This is a genomic window from Pseudomonas asgharzadehiana, from assembly GCF_019139815.1.
In the GTDB taxonomy this organism is placed as follows: domain Bacteria; phylum Pseudomonadota; class Gammaproteobacteria; order Pseudomonadales; family Pseudomonadaceae; genus Aquipseudomonas; species Aquipseudomonas asgharzadehiana.
The window spans coordinates 5824178-5839314 of the sequence record NZ_CP077079.1; the positions used below are offsets into that span (position 1 = coordinate 5824178).

13 protein-coding genes are annotated in these 15137 nt (G+C 61.5%); 10 read left to right on the plus strand and 3 right to left on the minus strand.

The genetic code is table 11. The features are described 5' to 3' along the window. The first annotated feature begins 27 nt into the window (after positions 1 to 27). The 5 genes from KSS96_RS26500 (at position 28) to KSS96_RS26520 (ending at position 3985) form a co-directional block, all read left to right on the plus strand. The gene (locus tag KSS96_RS26500) at positions 28 to 972 is read left to right on the plus strand and encodes a choline ABC transporter substrate-binding protein (protein WP_065879351.1); all 945 of its coding nucleotides are present in this window, start codon (positions 28 to 30) and stop codon (positions 970 to 972) included. A 72-nt stretch (positions 973 to 1044) separates the two neighbouring features. Next, positions 1045 to 1932 carry a 3-dehydrocarnitine:acetyl-CoA trimethylamine transferase CdhC gene (cdhC, locus tag KSS96_RS26505; RefSeq protein ID WP_017531053.1) on the plus strand — a complete coding sequence of 296 codons (888 nt, stop codon included), beginning with the start codon at positions 1045 to 1047 and terminating at the stop codon, positions 1930 to 1932. 57 nt (positions 1933 to 1989) lie between these two features. After that, positions 1990 to 2955, plus strand: a complete 966-nt coding sequence (locus tag KSS96_RS26510) for an L-carnitine dehydrogenase (RefSeq protein WP_017531052.1) — start codon at positions 1990 to 1992, stop codon at positions 2953 to 2955. A 50-nt stretch (positions 2956 to 3005) separates the two neighbouring features. Further along, on the plus strand, positions 3006 to 3497 hold the full coding sequence (locus KSS96_RS26515; protein WP_017531051.1) for a thioesterase family protein: 492 nt from the start codon (positions 3006 to 3008) through the stop codon (positions 3495 to 3497). Positions 3498 to 3721: 224 nt separating this feature from the next. After that, positions 3722 to 3985, plus strand: a complete 264-nt coding sequence (locus tag KSS96_RS26520; RefSeq protein ID WP_017531050.1) for a hypothetical protein — start codon at positions 3722 to 3724, stop codon at positions 3983 to 3985. 98 nt (positions 3986 to 4083) lie between these two features. Here the strand turns inward: KSS96_RS26520 and gbdR are convergent, their stop codons facing one another. Together gbdR and KSS96_RS26530 are read right to left on the minus strand one after the other, a co-directional pair. Continuing rightward, positions 4084 to 5187 (minus strand): choline metabolism transcriptional regulator GbdR, encoded by a 1104-nt coding sequence (gene gbdR, locus KSS96_RS26525; protein ID WP_065879349.1) that lies wholly within the window; start codon positions 5185 to 5187, stop codon positions 4084 to 4086. A gap of 438 nt (positions 5188 to 5625) precedes the next feature. Then, positions 5626 to 7002 (minus strand): L-serine ammonia-lyase, encoded by a 1377-nt coding sequence (locus KSS96_RS26530; RefSeq protein WP_065879348.1) that lies wholly within the window; start codon positions 7000 to 7002, stop codon positions 5626 to 5628. Between the two features lie 415 nt (positions 7003 to 7417). Between KSS96_RS26530 and KSS96_RS26535 the strand changes: the two genes are divergently transcribed. The 3 genes from KSS96_RS26535 (at position 7418) to choV (ending at position 10455) form a co-directional block, all read left to right on the plus strand. Next, positions 7418 to 8365 (plus strand): choline ABC transporter substrate-binding protein, encoded by a 948-nt coding sequence (locus KSS96_RS26535; protein WP_017531047.1) that lies wholly within the window; start codon positions 7418 to 7420, stop codon positions 8363 to 8365. A gap of 69 nt (positions 8366 to 8434) precedes the next feature. Next, on the plus strand, positions 8435 to 9280 hold the full coding sequence (gene choW / locus KSS96_RS26540) for a choline ABC transporter permease subunit (RefSeq protein ID WP_010207125.1): 846 nt from the start codon (positions 8435 to 8437) through the stop codon (positions 9278 to 9280). After that, positions 9277 to 10455, plus strand: a complete 1179-nt coding sequence (choV, locus tag KSS96_RS26545; RefSeq protein WP_017531046.1) for a choline ABC transporter ATP-binding protein — start codon at positions 9277 to 9279, stop codon at positions 10453 to 10455. The genes choW and choV overlap by 4 nt, the downstream gene beginning before the upstream one ends. A gap of 150 nt (positions 10456 to 10605) precedes the next feature. On the opposite strand, the gene KSS96_RS26550 is transcribed toward choV, so the two are convergent. Then, complete coding sequence (locus KSS96_RS26550; protein ID WP_223271450.1) at positions 10606 to 12540, minus strand: BCCT family transporter; 1935 nt, start codon at positions 12538 to 12540, stop codon at positions 10606 to 10608. A 377-nt stretch (positions 12541 to 12917) separates the two neighbouring features. Between KSS96_RS26550 and betI the strand changes: the two genes are divergently transcribed. Together betI and betB are read left to right on the plus strand one after the other, a co-directional pair. Next, positions 12918 to 13511: a transcriptional regulator BetI gene (gene betI, locus KSS96_RS26555; protein WP_003176593.1), complete on the plus strand. Its 594-nt coding sequence runs from the start codon at positions 12918 to 12920 to the stop codon at positions 13509 to 13511. Between the two features lie 86 nt (positions 13512 to 13597). Continuing rightward, a complete protein-coding gene (gene betB, locus KSS96_RS26560; RefSeq protein ID WP_065879347.1) occupies positions 13598 to 15070 on the plus strand; it encodes a betaine-aldehyde dehydrogenase in 1473 nt (490 codons plus the stop codon). Positions 15071 to 15137 lie beyond the last annotated feature (67 nt).

Sequence of the window (15137 nt, forward strand, 5' to 3'; positions counted from 1 at the left end):
CAATAACGACCTGCCGAGGGCCCCACCATGAACCGACTGATCCGCCGCTGCGTGCTCGCACTCAGCGCCAGCGCCATCTTGAGCACCAGCGTATTCGCCGCCGACGCGCAATCCTGCCGGAATGTGCGCATGGGCGTGGTGAACTGGACCGACGTCATCGCCACCAGCGCCATGACCCAAGTGTTGCTCGACGGCCTCGGCTACCAGACCAAACAGACCAGCGCCTCCCAGCAAATCATCTTCGCCGGCATCCGCGACCAGCGCCTGGACCTGTTCCTGGGCTACTGGAACCCGCTGATGACCCAGACCATCAGCCCCTTCGTCGATGCCAAGCAGGTCAAGGTTCTCGACAAACCCAGCCTGCAAGACGCCCGCGCCACCCTCGCCGTGCCCACGTACCTGGCCGACAAGGGCCTGAAGACCTTCGCCGACATCGCCAGCTTCGAGAAAGAACTGGGCGGCAAGATCTATGGTATCGAGCCAGGTTCGGGCGCCAATACGCAGATCAAGGCGATGATTGCCAAGAACCAGTTCGGCCTGGGCAAGTTCCAGCTGGTGGAGTCCAGCGAAGCCGGCATGCTCGCTGCCGTGGACCGCGCCGTGCGCCGCAAGGAAGCCGTGGTGTTCTTCGGCTGGGCGCCGCACCCGATGAACGTCAACGTCGCGATGACCTACCTCAGCGGCAGCGAAGACGCCCTGGGCCCGAACGAAGGCATGGCCACCGTCTGGACCGTAACATCGCCCACCTACGCCGAACAGTGCCCCAACGTACATAAGCTGCTGACCAACCTGACCTTCACCGCCGCCGACGAGAGCCGGATGATGCAGCCGCTGCTGGATCACAAAGATGCCCTGGAATCCGCCAGGCAGTGGCTCAAGGAGCACCCGCAAGACCAGGCGCGCTGGCTGGAAGGCGTGACCACCTTCGATGGCAAACCGGCCGCGGCAAACCTGCAATTGACCCGCCAATAACCCTTTTGAATCACCGCTTCGCAGCCTAGTACGGCTGCGAACGGCACCACCACGCCTGTAAGGAACCGACTCATGAACCACGACGTCATCATCACCTGCGCACTCACCGGTGCTGGCGACACGACCAGCAGAAGCCCGCACGTGCCGGTCACCCCCAAACAGATCGCCGCAGCGGCGGTTGAAGCGGCCAAGGCCGGCGCCACCGTGGTCCATTGCCATGTGCGCGACCCCGCAACCGGCAGGTTCAGCCGCGATGTGGCGCTGTACCGCGAAGTGATGGAGCGCATCCGCGAGGCCGACATCGACATCATCGTCAACCTGACCGCCGGCATGGGTGGCGACCTGGAGATCGGTGGCGGCGAGAACCCGATGGAGTTCGGCCCCAACACCGATCTGGTCGGCCCGTTGACGCGCCTGGCGCATGTCGAAGAACTGCTGCCGGAAATCTGCACGCTGGACTGCGGCACCCTGAACTTCGGCGATGGCGACACCATTTACGTGTCCACCCCGGCGCAACTGCGTGCCGGGGCCAAACGCATCCAAGCACTGGGCGTAAAGGCCGAGCTGGAAATCTTCGACACCGGCCACCTGTGGTTCGCCAAGCAGATGATCAAGGAAGGCCTGCTGGACAACCCGCTGTTCCAACTGTGCCTGGGCATCCCATGGGGCGCGCCGGCCGATACCACCACCATGAAAGCCATGGTCGACAACCTGCCCGCCGACGCGGTGTGGGCCGGCTTCGGCATCGGCCGCATGCAAATGCCGATGGCGGCGCAGGCGGTGCTGCTGGGCGGCAACGTGCGGGTCGGCCTGGAAGACAACCTGTGGCTGGACAAGGGCGTGCTTGCCACCAATGGTCAACTGGTGGAACGCGCGGGGGAAATCCTCAGCCGGTTGGGCGCGCGGGTGCTGAGCCCGGCCGAAGGCCGAATCAGGATGGGCCTGACCAAACGCGGCTAAAAATGTGGGGGCTTGCCCCCTCCCACAGGGGATCACCGAACTCTTTAGGAATGTGCCATGCGCTTTATTACAGAAATCAAAACCTTCGCCGCCCTCGGCAGCGGTGTCATCGGCAGCGGCTGGGTAGCCCGCGCGTTGGCCCATGGCCTGGATGTAGTGGCCTGGGACCCGGCCCCCGGCGCCGAAGCGGCGCTGCGCAAACGCGTCGCCAATGCCTGGGGCGCCTTGGAGAAACAGGGCCTGGCGCCCGGCGCGTCCCAGGACCGCCTGCGCTTTGTCACCACCATCGAAGCCTGCGTGAAAGATGCCGACTTCATCCAGGAAAGCGCCCCCGAACGCCTGGAGCTGAAGCTGGAACTGCACGGCAAGATCAGCGCAGCGGCCAAACCGAATGCGTTGATCGGTTCGAGCACCTCGGGCCTGTTGCCGAGCGAGTTCTATGAGGGTTCGACCCACCCGGAACGCTGTGTGGTCGGGCACCCGTTCAACCCGGTTTACCTGCTGCCATTGGTGGAGGTGGTGGGCGGTAAAAATACCGCACCGGAGGCGATCCAGGCGGCGATCACGGTGTATGAATCCCTCGGCATGCGCCCGCTGCATGTGCGCAAGGAAGTCCCGGGGTTTATCGCCGATCGCCTGCTCGAAGCGCTATGGCGCGAGGCGCTGCACCTGGTCAATGACGGCGTGGCCACCACCGGCGAAATCGACGATGCCATTCGCTTTGGCGCCGGGTTGCGCTGGTCGTTCATGGGCACCTTCCTCACCTACACCCTGGCGGGCGGTGATGCGGGTATGCGCCACTTCATGGCGCAGTTCGGCCCGGCGTTGCAGTTGCCGTGGACCTATTTGCCGGCGCCGGAACTGACCGACAAATTGATCGACGAGGTGGTCGATGGCACCCGTGACCAGTTGGGCACGCACAGCATTTCGGCGCTGGAGCGCTATCGTGATGATTGCCTGCTGGCGGTACTGGAGGCGGTGAAAACCACCAAAGCCAAGCACGGCATGAGCTTCGCTGAATAACCCTGTGGGAGGGGGCTTGCTCCCTCCCACCTTCGACCGAGTACGGACTCATGCCTGCATTGACCACCTACACCACAAAAATCCAGCCCGCCTGGGTCGACTACAACGGCCATCTGCGCGACGCGTTCTATTTGCTGATTTTCAGCTACGCCACCGACGCGCTGATGGACACCCTGGGCCTGGACAGCGACAACCGCGAAGCCAGCGGCCACTCGCTGTTCACCCTGGAGCTGCACCTGAACTACCTGCACGAAGTGAAACTCGGCGCCGAGGTTGAGGTACATACCCAACTGATCGCCCACGACGCCAAGCGCCTGCACCTCTATCACAGCCTGCACCTGGCGGGTGATGGGAAGTCCCTCGCGGGCAATGAGCAGATGCTGTTGCACGTCGACCTTGCCGGGCCGCATGCCACGCCGTTCAGTGAGGCTACGCTGGAAAGACTCAACGCCATCAGCGCTGAACAAGCCGACCTGCCAAGGCCTGCCCTGCTCGGCCGGGCCATCGGCTTACCGGCAAAAAAAGCCCCGATCCAGCCGTGACTGGATCGGGGCAGAGGTGCCTTGTGTGAGCTGTACATCCCGAGGGTGACCAAACCTTCAAGCTGTGGGCCTGGGTTCAGTGTGCCGGTAAGTGCGTTCGGTACATGGCCCGAAAACGACACGCTCATAGCCATCCGAGGCATTCGCGCATTCTGCCCTTGCCGCGTGCCTGGGCGGCTACCAGAATCCAGCTCAGACCCCGCTCCCCTCACAGGATAAACGTCATGATGCACGCGGATTTGATTGACCAGAATGACCTGTTGGACCAACTGCGCTCGTTGGGTTTCGAAGTGTCCAGCGGCGCCAGCGCCGAACAGGCCTGCGAGTGCGCCGTGCGCGGCTTGAGCGAAGCACGGGCCAAGGCGCTCAAGGGCATGGTTGAGCAGATGTACACCAGTAGCGCGACGATTTTGCCGGCGGTGCGTCAGGCGATTGATAAGCAGTTGTTGCCGGCGTTGATGCAGTTCAAGCAGAACTCTGGCGCCTGACAGATCGCTATCGGGGGCAAGCCCACCTCCCACACTTGACCGCGTCCGTCCATGGTCCAGTGTGGGAGGAGGCTTGCCTGCGATGCGGTCAACTCGGTTTAAAGCCTTACGCTGGCAAACGTCGACTCATTGCGCGCCTGGCTCAACGCCGACATCGGCCCCGCCAACGGCGCCAGCACCAGCGCCTGCGGAATCGGCATCATCGCCACCTGCTGGGCAGTGTTGGAACCCACGCGCTCATCGCGTGGCGGAATGCCGAAGTATTCGCGGTAGCACTTGGAGAAGTGCGGCGTGGACACAAACCCGCACACCGACGCCACTTCGATGATCGACATCGGCGTTTGCTTGAGCAGCTGCCGTGCACGAATCAGGCGCAGCTTGAGGTAGTAGCGCGACGGTGAGCAGTGCAGGTATTTCTGGAACAGGCGCTCCAACTGGCGACGCGACACGGCGACGTACACCGCCAGTTCGTCCAGGTCGATCGGCTCTTCCAGGTTGGCTTCCATCAGCGCGACGATTTCCTGCAGCTTCGGCTGGTTGGTGCCGAGCATGTGCTTGAGCGGCACGCGCTGGTGATCCTGTTCGTTGCGGATGCGTTCGTACACGAACATCTCGGAGATGGCGGCCGACAGTTCACGACCGTGGTCGCGGCTGATCAGGTGCAGCATCATGTCCAGCGGCGCAGTGCCGCCGGAGCTGGTGAAGCGGTTGCGGTCGAGGGTGAACAGGCGGGTGCTCATCGATACACGGGGGAAGGCTTCCTGCATCGAGGCCAGGCATTCCCAATGCACACTGCAATCGAATCCGTCGAGCAGACCGGCGCAGGCCAGGGCCCAACTGCCGGTGCACACCGCGCCGAGGCGACGGGACTGGCGCGCCTGGCTTTGCAGCCACGACACGTGTTCACGGGTGACGGTGCGCTGGATCCCCACGCCGCCGCATACGATGACGGTGTCGAGCACCGGGGCTTTGTGCATGGAGGCATCGGGAGTGATTTGCAGACCGTCGCTGGCCCAGACCTGGTTGCCATCCACACTCAGCGTGGTCCAGCGATACAGCTCGCGACCGGACAACTGGTTGGCCATGCGCAGCGGTTCGACTGCCGACGCCAGGGAAATCAGCGTGAAATTGTCCAGCAGCAAAAAGCCGATGGATTGAGGCGCACGGTTCTGGGGTTGGGCCCCTGAGTTGAACGACGTCATCGCGGTATCTCCTCACACAAAGCGGGTGATGGCCTCAGGCGAGGCTCTTGTTATTGCGCTCTTCATCTGTAAAGAAGAGAGGCTTTGAATGGATAGAGCAAATGCCGTGCCTAAAATTGAATGCGTATTCAATAAATCCTGAAAACGACCTGTTGACGCGTCTATATAAGCCCGCGCGGGATGTGCGGGATATAGCCTGAAAACGACGTAGGAGCAGGCTCGCCACAGTGCGTGAGCAGATCGGTAGCACTTGTGGGAAGGCGCTTTGAGGGGGGTGGGACGGGTCTGTCACCCAAAGCACGGGCGACAGAAGGTCGAGGGGAAATCGTTTGGGAGCTACTTATCTGTTTGCGACGCGCTAAAAGGTGGCGCTTTTGGCTTGGGTGTTCACTTTATGAGCAGTGTCGCCTGAACCACCGCGATGCAGGCGACCCGGTCTCAGCACTCAACCGCGCTGACCGCCAAGCCACCCCGCGACGTCTCTTTGTACTTGTCATGCATGTCTGCGCCGGTATCGCGCATGGTGCGGATCACCCGGTCCAGGGAGATAAAGTGCTGGCCGTCGCCACGCAGGGCCATTTGCGCGGCGTTGATCGCCTTGACCGCCGCGATTGCGTTGCGCTCGATGCACGGCACTTGCACCAACCCGCCCACCGGGTCGCAGGTCAGGCCGAGGTTATGTTCCAGGCCGATTTCGGCGGCGTTGCACAGTTGCTCCGGCGTGGCGCCCAGGATTTCCGCGAGCCCCGCCGCAGCCATCGCGCACGCCGAACCCACCTCACCCTGGCAGCCGACTTCGGCGCCGGAGATCGAAGCGTTCTTCTTGCACAGGATCCCTACCGCCGCCGCGCCGAGCAGGTAGTCGACCACATTGGCCTCGGTGACTTCTTCACTGAACTTCATAAAGTAGTGCAGCACCGCCGGGATGATGCCCGCCGCGCCATTGGTGGGTGCGGTGACCATGCGCCCACCGGCGGCGTTTTCTTCGTTGACCGCCAGGGCGAACAGGTTGACCCACTCCATGGCGCTGAGGGTCGAGCCGATCACATTGGGTTTGCCCAGCTCCTGCAAACTGCGGTGCAACTTGGCCGCGCGACGGCGCACGTTCAGGCCGCCAGGCAGGATGCCTTCGTGCTTGAGGCCCTGCTCCACGCAGTCCTGCATGGCACGCCAGAGTTTCATCAAGCCGCTGCGGATTTCTTCTTCGGAGCGCCAGACCTTTTCATTCGCCAGCATCAACTCGGCGACGCGCAGGTTGTGGGTCTTGCACAGGTGCAACAGCTCCACGGCGCTGGAAAAGTCATAGGGCAGTTCGGTGCGGTCCATGTCCGCCACGCCGCTTTGGGCCTGGGCTTCATCCACCACAAAACCGCCGCCCACCGAGTAGTAAGTGTCGCGGTGCAGCTCACCGTCATCGCCATACACCACCAGGGTCATGGCGTTGGGATGGAACGGCAGGTTTTCATCGAGCAGGCGCATGTCCCGGGCCCACACAAACGGCACCGGCAAACGCCCGTCCAGCAGCAGGGTGTCGGTTTCGCGCAGGGTATGGATGCGTGGGCCGATTTGCGAGGGGTCGATCGCGTCCGGCCATTCGCCCATCAGGCCCATGATGGTGGCGGTGTCGCTGCCATGGCCGATGCCGGTGGCCGACAATGAGCCGTACAGCTGAACTTCGACACGCCGAACCTGTTCCAACCATTCGCGCCCACGCAGTGCCTGGACGAACAACGCCGCGGCGCGCATGGGGCCGACGGTGTGAGAACTCGAAGGCCCGATGCCGATCTTGAACAGGTCGAAAACGCTGATAGCCATTGCGGTAGAACTCCTCGATAAGCGCGGCCAGGCTTGAACGAGGTGCTACGCTCAGATCGCCCAGATGGCGGCATCATCCAGTTTTTGTTGCCCGTCACGGCGTCTCACACCGACGCACCCATGCTCACCAGCGTCGCTTGCATGCGAACACTGTTTTTGGCCGTTTTTTGCGGTGCAGATGAGCAAATCCCGTGGTTTTACCTTGGGAAAAAGCTGTAAACGACGTCACCAACACTGGATACGACCCTCCCTGTACTGGATACGACGCACCCTGTAGGCGTCAGATTTTCACTGGTACATGATCAGTCTCGACTCGTTTGCAAGGCACCGTGGCAGAGCTGTTGTCGCACGCTCCAACCGCAACACTTATAAAGCGCGGCGAAGGCCGCCAGAAAAAACACAGGAGTCTACCCAGATGAAAGGTTCACCCTCGTTGTTGTTGGCCGCCATGCTGAGTCTGCCAGTCATGGCGCACGCTGCAGAACCGGAACAGTGCAAGACCGTCAACTTCTCCGATGTCGGCTGGACCGACATCACCGTCACCACCGCGACCACCAGCGAAATCCTCAAGGGCCTGGGCTACAAGCCGCGCACCACGATGATTTCGGTACCGGTGACCTACAAGTCACTGGCTGACGGCAAGAACATGGACATCTTCCTCGGCAACTGGATGCCGACCATGGAAAACGACATCAAGCAGTACCGTGATGCGGGCACCGTGGAAACCGTGCGCGCCAACCTGGAGAACGCCAAGTACACCCTGGCGGTCCCACAGGCGCTGTACGACAAAGGCCTGAAAGACTTCGCCGACATCGCCAAATTCAAGGATGAGCTGGGTGGCAAGATCTACGGCATCGAGCCAGGTAACGACGGCAACCGCACCATCCAGACGCTGATCGACAAAGACGCCTTCGGCCTCAAAACCGCCGGCTTCAAGGTGGTCGAGTCCAGCGAAGCCGGCATGCTCTCCCAGGTCGAACGCGCCTCCAAGCGCGACCAGGCCATCGTGTTCCTGGGCTGGGAACCGCATCCGATGAACACCCGCTTCAAGATGAAGTACCTGACCGGCGGTGACGACTCGTTCGGCCCCAACTACGGTCAGGCCACCATCTACACCAACGTCCGCAAGGGCTACACCCAGGAATGCAGCAACGTGGGTCAGTTGCTGAAAAACCTGGTGTTCACGCTGGACATGGAAAGCACGCTGATGGGTAACGTCCTGGACGACAAAATGAAGGCCGACGCCGCCGCCAAGGCCTGGCTGAAAAAGAACCCGCAAGTGCTCGACACCTGGCTCGCCGGTGTCACCACCGTTGATGGCAAACCAGGGCTCGATGCAGTCAAAGCTTACCTCGCCAAGTAATACCTGCTGACCCCGGGCCGGTGCGCTGGCCCGGGACGTTTCCCTCTTCGCATGTGGACATTCACTACCATGCTGACTGAACAGAAAATCCCACTAGGCCAGTACATCGCTGCCTTCGTCGAATGGTTGACCCAACACGGCGCCAACTACTTCGACGCAATCGCATCGACACTGGAAACGATGATCCACGGCGTGACGTTTGCGCTGACCTGGTTCAATCCGCTGGCATTGATCGGTCTGATTGCGCTGCTGGCTCACTTTATTCAACGTAAATGGGGACTGACTGTTTTTGTCATCGCCTCCTTCCTGCTGATCCTCAACCTGGGGTACTGGCAGGAAACCATGGAGACCCTCGCGCAGGTGCTGTTCGCCACGCTGGTCTGCGTGGTCATCGGCGTGCCGCTGGGCATTGTTGCCGCGCACAAACCGATGTTCTACACCATGATGCGGCCGGTGCTCGATCTGATGCAGACCGTACCGACCTTCGTCTACCTCATCCCTACCCTGACCCTCTTCGGGCTGGGTGTGGTGCCTGGTTTGATTTCCACGGTGGTGTTCGCGATTGCCGCGCCCATCCGCCTGACTTACCTGGGTATCCGCGATGTACCGCAAGAGTTGATGGACGCCGGCAAGGCCTTTGGCTGCTCGCGCCGTCAGTTGCTCTCGCGCATTGAACTGCCCCACGCCATGCCGAGCATTGCCGCCGGCATTACCCAATGCATCATGCTGTCGCTGTCGATGGTGGTGATCGCCGCCCTGGTAGGTGCCGATGGCCTCGGCAAGCCGGTGGTCAACGCACTGAACACCGCCGACATTGCCCTGGGCTTCGAAGCCGGCCTGGCGATTGTGTTGCTGGCCATCATGCTCGACCGCATCTGCAAACAACCCGACGCTAAAGTAGGGGGTGATGCATGAGCATTATCCGATTCGACAAAGTCGACGTGATCTTCTCCAAAGACCCACGCGAAGCGCTCAAGCTGCTGGACCAGGGCATGAGCCGTAACGAGATTCTGAAAAAGACCGGGCAGATCGTCGGCGTTGAAAAAGCCAGCCTGGACATCGAGAAAGGCGAGATCTGCGTGCTGATGGGCCTGTCGGGCTCCGGCAAGTCGAGCTTGCTGCGCTGCATCAACGGCCTCAACACCGTGAGCCGTGGCCAGCTGTTTGTGGAGCATGAAGGTCGCCAGATCGACATCGCCTCGTGCACCCCGGCCGAGCTGAAAATGATGCGCACCAAGCGCATCGCCATGGTGTTCCAGAAGTTCGCCCTGATGCCCTGGCTGACGGTGCGCGAAAACATCAGCTTCGGCCTGGAAATGCAGGGCCGCCCCGAGAAAGAACGGCGCAAGCTGGTGGACGAGAAACTGGAGCTGGTGGGCCTGACCCAATGGCGCAACAAGAAGCCCGATGAGCTGTCCGGCGGCATGCAGCAGCGCGTCGGCCTGGCGCGCGCGTTGGCGATGGACGCCGACATCCTGCTGATGGACGAACCCTTCTCCGCTCTCGACCCGCTGATCCGCCAAGGCTTGCAGGACGAACTGCTGGAGCTGCAACGCAAGCTGAGCAAAACCATCGTGTTCGTCAGTCACGACCTCGACGAGGCGCTCAAGCTGGGCAGCCGTATTGCGATCATGAAAGACGGCAAGATCATCCAGTACAGCGTGCCGGAAGAGATCGTGCTGAACCCGGCGGACGACTATGTACGCACCTTCGTCGCCCATACCAACCCGCTGAACGTACTGTGCGGCCGCAGCCTGATGCGCACGCTGGACAACTGCACGCGCGTCAACGGCTCGGTATGCCTGGACCCGGGCGGCGACTCATGGCTGGACCTGGCCGAAGGCAACACCATTCAGGGCGCGCGCCAGAATGGCGTGGTGATGAACCTGCAGAACTGGGCACCGGGGCAAGCCGTGGAAGGTTTGGGCCGCGTGCCGACGCTGGTGGACTCCAATATCGGCATGCGCGATGCGTTGCAGATTCGTTACCAGACGGGAAACAAGCTGGTGTTGCACGACAACAACAAGGTGGTGGGAATTCTGGGCGACAGTGAGCTCTACCATGCCCTGCTGGGCAAAAACCTGGGCTGACCCACACTGCAAAACCCACTGAAGAAACAGGGTCAATGTGGGAGGGGGCTTGCTCCCGATGACGGTGTATCAGTAACAGCGGTACTGACTGACACACTGCCATCGGGAGCAAGCCCCCTCCCACATTTAAAGCACTGCCAAGCTCAACTGTCAGCTATAGACCCGGCCAAGGAGCTGCCGATGGCTTTCAAACTGATCGAGCACGTCCCGGGTAATCTGTTCCTGGGCGAAGCCCATCAGGTCGTACTCCTGAGGCCCGTTGTGCAGGTACACCTCGGCCCGGTAATAGCGGATGCGTTCTTCTTCCGGCACGTCGCTCGGCGCCGCCGAGTAAGCATCCAGGCTCACTTCGTAGACAAACGGGTTGCCCTCCTCCATCTCGATGCGCACGCCAATGCAACGCTTGGATTTACCCAGCAGCGTCTGCACATCCTGCCCTTGCTCACGCAACGCAGTCGCGGCCTCTTCCAGCGCCGGCGTCACGTGTTTGTCCATAAAGCGTTGCACGGTGGCCTGGCTCGGTTGCAGGTCCAGGGCGGTCAAGCGCTCGCTGAAACCACGGCGCCCACGTTCAGCCAATTGCGCCTGCTCCTGTTCGATGGCCACATCCTGGCGCATGGCCTTGTGCAAACCGAACATAAAGCAAATCAACACCACCGAGAACGGCAGCCCCGCCAGCACCACCATGGTCTGCATGGCTTCGAAGTTACCGGCAAACAACAGGCCGATGGTCACCAGGGTGATCACCGCCGACCAGAAGATCCGCAGCCAGTGCGGCGCATCTTCGTCTACGTTGCCGCCTTTGCAGGAAAGGTTGGCCATCATCACCGCGCCGGAATCCGCCGGGGTCAGGAACAGCACAAAGCCCACGAAGATCGACACACCGATAACAATGTTCGACGCCGGGTAATGTTCCAGCAGTTGGTAGATCGCCATGGAGGGTTGTTCCAGGGCGGTCTTGCCCAACGCCACCGCACCCTGGTTCAGCACCAGGTCCAGCGCCGAGTTACCGAAGATCGACAGCCACGCCAGGGTGAAGCCCAGCGGGATCAGCAGTACGCCGGCCACCAGTTCACGTACCGTGCGGCCACGGGAAATACGCGCGATGAACATGCCCACGAACGGTGCCCAGGAAATCCACCAGGCCCAGTAAAACAGGGTCCACAGGCCCATCCAGCGCTCGGTTTTGTCGCCATCGCCTGCGTACACATACAGGTCGAAGGTTTTCAGCACGATGCCGTTGAGGTAGTCACCGGTGTTCTGCACCAGGCCGTTGAGCAAGTGCAGGGTGGGGCCGAACAACAGCACAAAGATCAGCAAACCGCTGAACAGCACGATGTTGAGGTTGGACAAGCGACGAATGCCGTTCTCCACCCCCGACACGGCGGCGATGGTCGCCACGGTGCTCATCACGATGATCACGATCAACAGGTTGGTGTTGTTGTGCTGCATGCCGAACAGGTTTTCCAGCCCGGACGACACCTGCATCGCGCCGATCCCCAGGTTGGTCACCAGGCCCAGCAGGGTTACGAACATGCCGAAACCGTCCACCGCGTGGCCGGCCGCGCCCTTCACCCACCGCTCGCCCACCAGCGGGTACAGCGCCGAACGCAAGGCCAGCGGCTGGTTGTGGCGGTACGCAAAGTACGCCACGGCCAGGCCGACCAGGGCGTAGATCGCCCAGCCATGCAGGCCCCAATGCAGGAAGGTCAGTTGCAATGCCTGGCGTGCCGCGCCATTGCTGGCCGCCGCGCCTTCGGGCGGGTTGAAGTAGTGGTCCAACGGTTCGGACGCACCGAAGTACAGCAGCGAAATGCCGATGCCCGACGAAAACAGCATCCCGGCCCAGGCGCCGTAGCTGAAGTCCGGGGTGTCGTCCTTGCTGCCCAATTTCAACTTGCCGTAGGACGAAAACGCCAGGCCGACCACGAACACCAGGTAAGCGGCGATCACCACCATGTAGTACCAGCCGAAGCTTTTGGAAAGCCAGGCCTGGGCGACGCCGAGCATGCGCCCGGCCTCCTGCGGGGCGATGATCAGGATGGCGGTCAACAACAGAATCAGCGCGGTGGAGGTGTAGAACACCCAACCGTTGACCCGCACCTTTTCCGGCGGGGTCTTTATTAGAGAGGCAGAACTCATGGCGCAGATGCTCCAGGCAGTGCGAGAGAGAAACACAAGGCAACGGTTATCCCGCGCCATCGATTTTTCGGCAGTCGACGGACGGGTGTTATAAAGACAGCCCGAAAATCCCTGCCCCCGCCGAGGCGGTGCATAGGGCGTTTGCGGGGTTTTCCAGGTGTCAGATGTCGCTGTCTTTCAAGTAGGAAATACCTGCCAGCAGCGACGATTTGTCGCAGAGCTTATTCTTTGTTGATTGAACGTTCAATCAAAACAAAATAGACTGGCCTTCAAGCCGATGGACGTGATCGCCCGTCGGCAGGCCTAAGGAGAGGTGCTACATGCCCAAGGTCGGTATGCAACCCATACGCCGCCAGCAATTGATCGAAGCCACGATGACGGCCATCGATCAGGTCGGGATGGGAGATGCCAGCATTGCGTTGATCGCCCGTTTGGCCGGCGTTTCGAACGGCATCATCAGTCACTACTTTCGGGACAAGAACGGCCTGATCGCAGCGACGATGCAGTACTTGATGAGCGTGCTGATGGAAAACATCCACGCCCGTCGACAGGCGTTGAAAGACGACAGCCCACGCGCTCACCTCCAGGTGATCGTCGCCGGCAACTTCGACGCCAGCCAGGTCAACGGCCCGGCAATGAAAACCTGGCTGGCCTTCTGGGCCTCCAGCATGCATCACCCGTCTTTGCACAGGTTGCAGCGGATCAACGATCAGCGTCTGTATTCCAACCTGTGCTGCCAGTTCCGCCGCACGCTGCCGTTGCCCGAGGCACGCAGCGCAGCCCGAGGCCTGGCGGCCCTGATCGACGGTTTGTGGTTGCGCGGTGCCCTGTCGGGAGACGCTTTCGATACGGAGCAGGCGCAACGCATCGCTCACGAATACATGGATTTCCAATTGGCCAAGCAGGTGAGTTAGAGCACCTATAACCGCTCAACCCCTGAACGTCCGCCGCCCCTTGTGCGGCGGGTAACGCCAACCACTTATGCACTTGCGAGGACTTTATGGCCCGTTTCGACCTGCAAAAACTCTACATTGACGGCGGCTACAGCGACGCTGGCAGCGATGCCACCTTCGAAGCCATCAACCCGGCTAACGGTGAAGTTCTCGCCCAAGTGCAACGCGCCACCAAAGACGACGTTGAACGTGCCGTGGTCAGCGCCGAAAAAGGCCAGAAAATCTGGGCCGCCATGACCGCCATGGAGCGTTCGCGCATCCTGCGTCGTGCCGTCGACATCCTGCGCGAGCGCAACGATGAACTGGCCGCCCTGGAAACCCTGGACACCGGTAAAGCCTTCTCCGAAACCAAGTACGTCGACATCGTCACCGGCGCCGACGTGCTGGAATACTACGCAGGCCTGGTGCCGGCCATCGAAGGCGAGCAGATCCCGCTGCGCGACACCGCCTTCGTCTACACCCGCCGCGAGCCACTGGGCGTGGTCGCCGGTATCGGCGCGTGGAACTACCCGATCCAGATCGCCCTGTGGAAATCCGCACCGGCGCTGGCGGCCGGTAACGCGATGATCTTCAAGCCCAGCGAAGTCACCTCGCTGACAACCCTGAAACTGGCCGAGATTTACACCGAAGCCGGCGTACCGGCGGGCGTGTTCAACGTGCTGACCGGCAGCGGCCGTGAAGTCGGCACCTGGCTGACCGAGCATCCGCGCATCGAGAAAGTCTCGTTCACCGGCGGCACCGACACCGGCAAGAAAGTCATGGCCAGCGCGTCGAGTTCGTCGCTCAAGGACGTGACCATGGAGCTGGGCGGCAAGTCCCCGCTGATCATTTTCGACGATGCCGACCTCGACCGCGCCGCCGACACCGCGATGATGGCCAACTTCTACAGCTCCGGCCAGGTCTGCACCAACGGCACCCGCGTGTTCGTGCCCAAGCATTTGCAAGCGGCGTTCGAAGCCAAGATCGTCGAGCGCGTGGCGCGCATTCGCATCGGCAACCCGCAAGACGAAAACACCAACTTCGGCCCGCTGGTCAGCTTTGCCCATATGGAAAGCGTGCTGGGCTATATCGCCAAGGGCAAAGAGCAAGGCGCCCGCCTGCTGTGCGGCGGCGACCGCCTGACCGAGGGCGACCTGGCCAAAGGCGCATTCGTGGCACCGACCGTGTTCACCGACTGCACCGACGACATGGTGATCGTGCGCGAAGAAATCTTCGGCCCGGTGATGAGCATCCTCACCTACGAGACTGAAGAAGAAGTGATCCGCCGCGCCAACGACACCGACTTCGGCCTGGCCGCCGGCCTGGTCACCAAGGACCTGAACCGCGCCCACCGCGTGATTCATCAGTTGGAAGCGGGTATCTGCTGGATCAACGCCTGGGGCGAGTCCGACGCGAAGATGCCGGTGGGTGGCTACAAGCAGTCGGGCGTGGGCCGTGAGAACGGCATCAGCTCGCTGAACAACTTCACTCGCATCAAATCGGTACAGGTTGAGCTGGGCGACTACGCCTCGGTGTTCTAACACCCGAGATTTGTAGTGCCTTTGAGGCCGCCATCGGGGGCAAGCCCCCTCCCACACTTTGATTTGT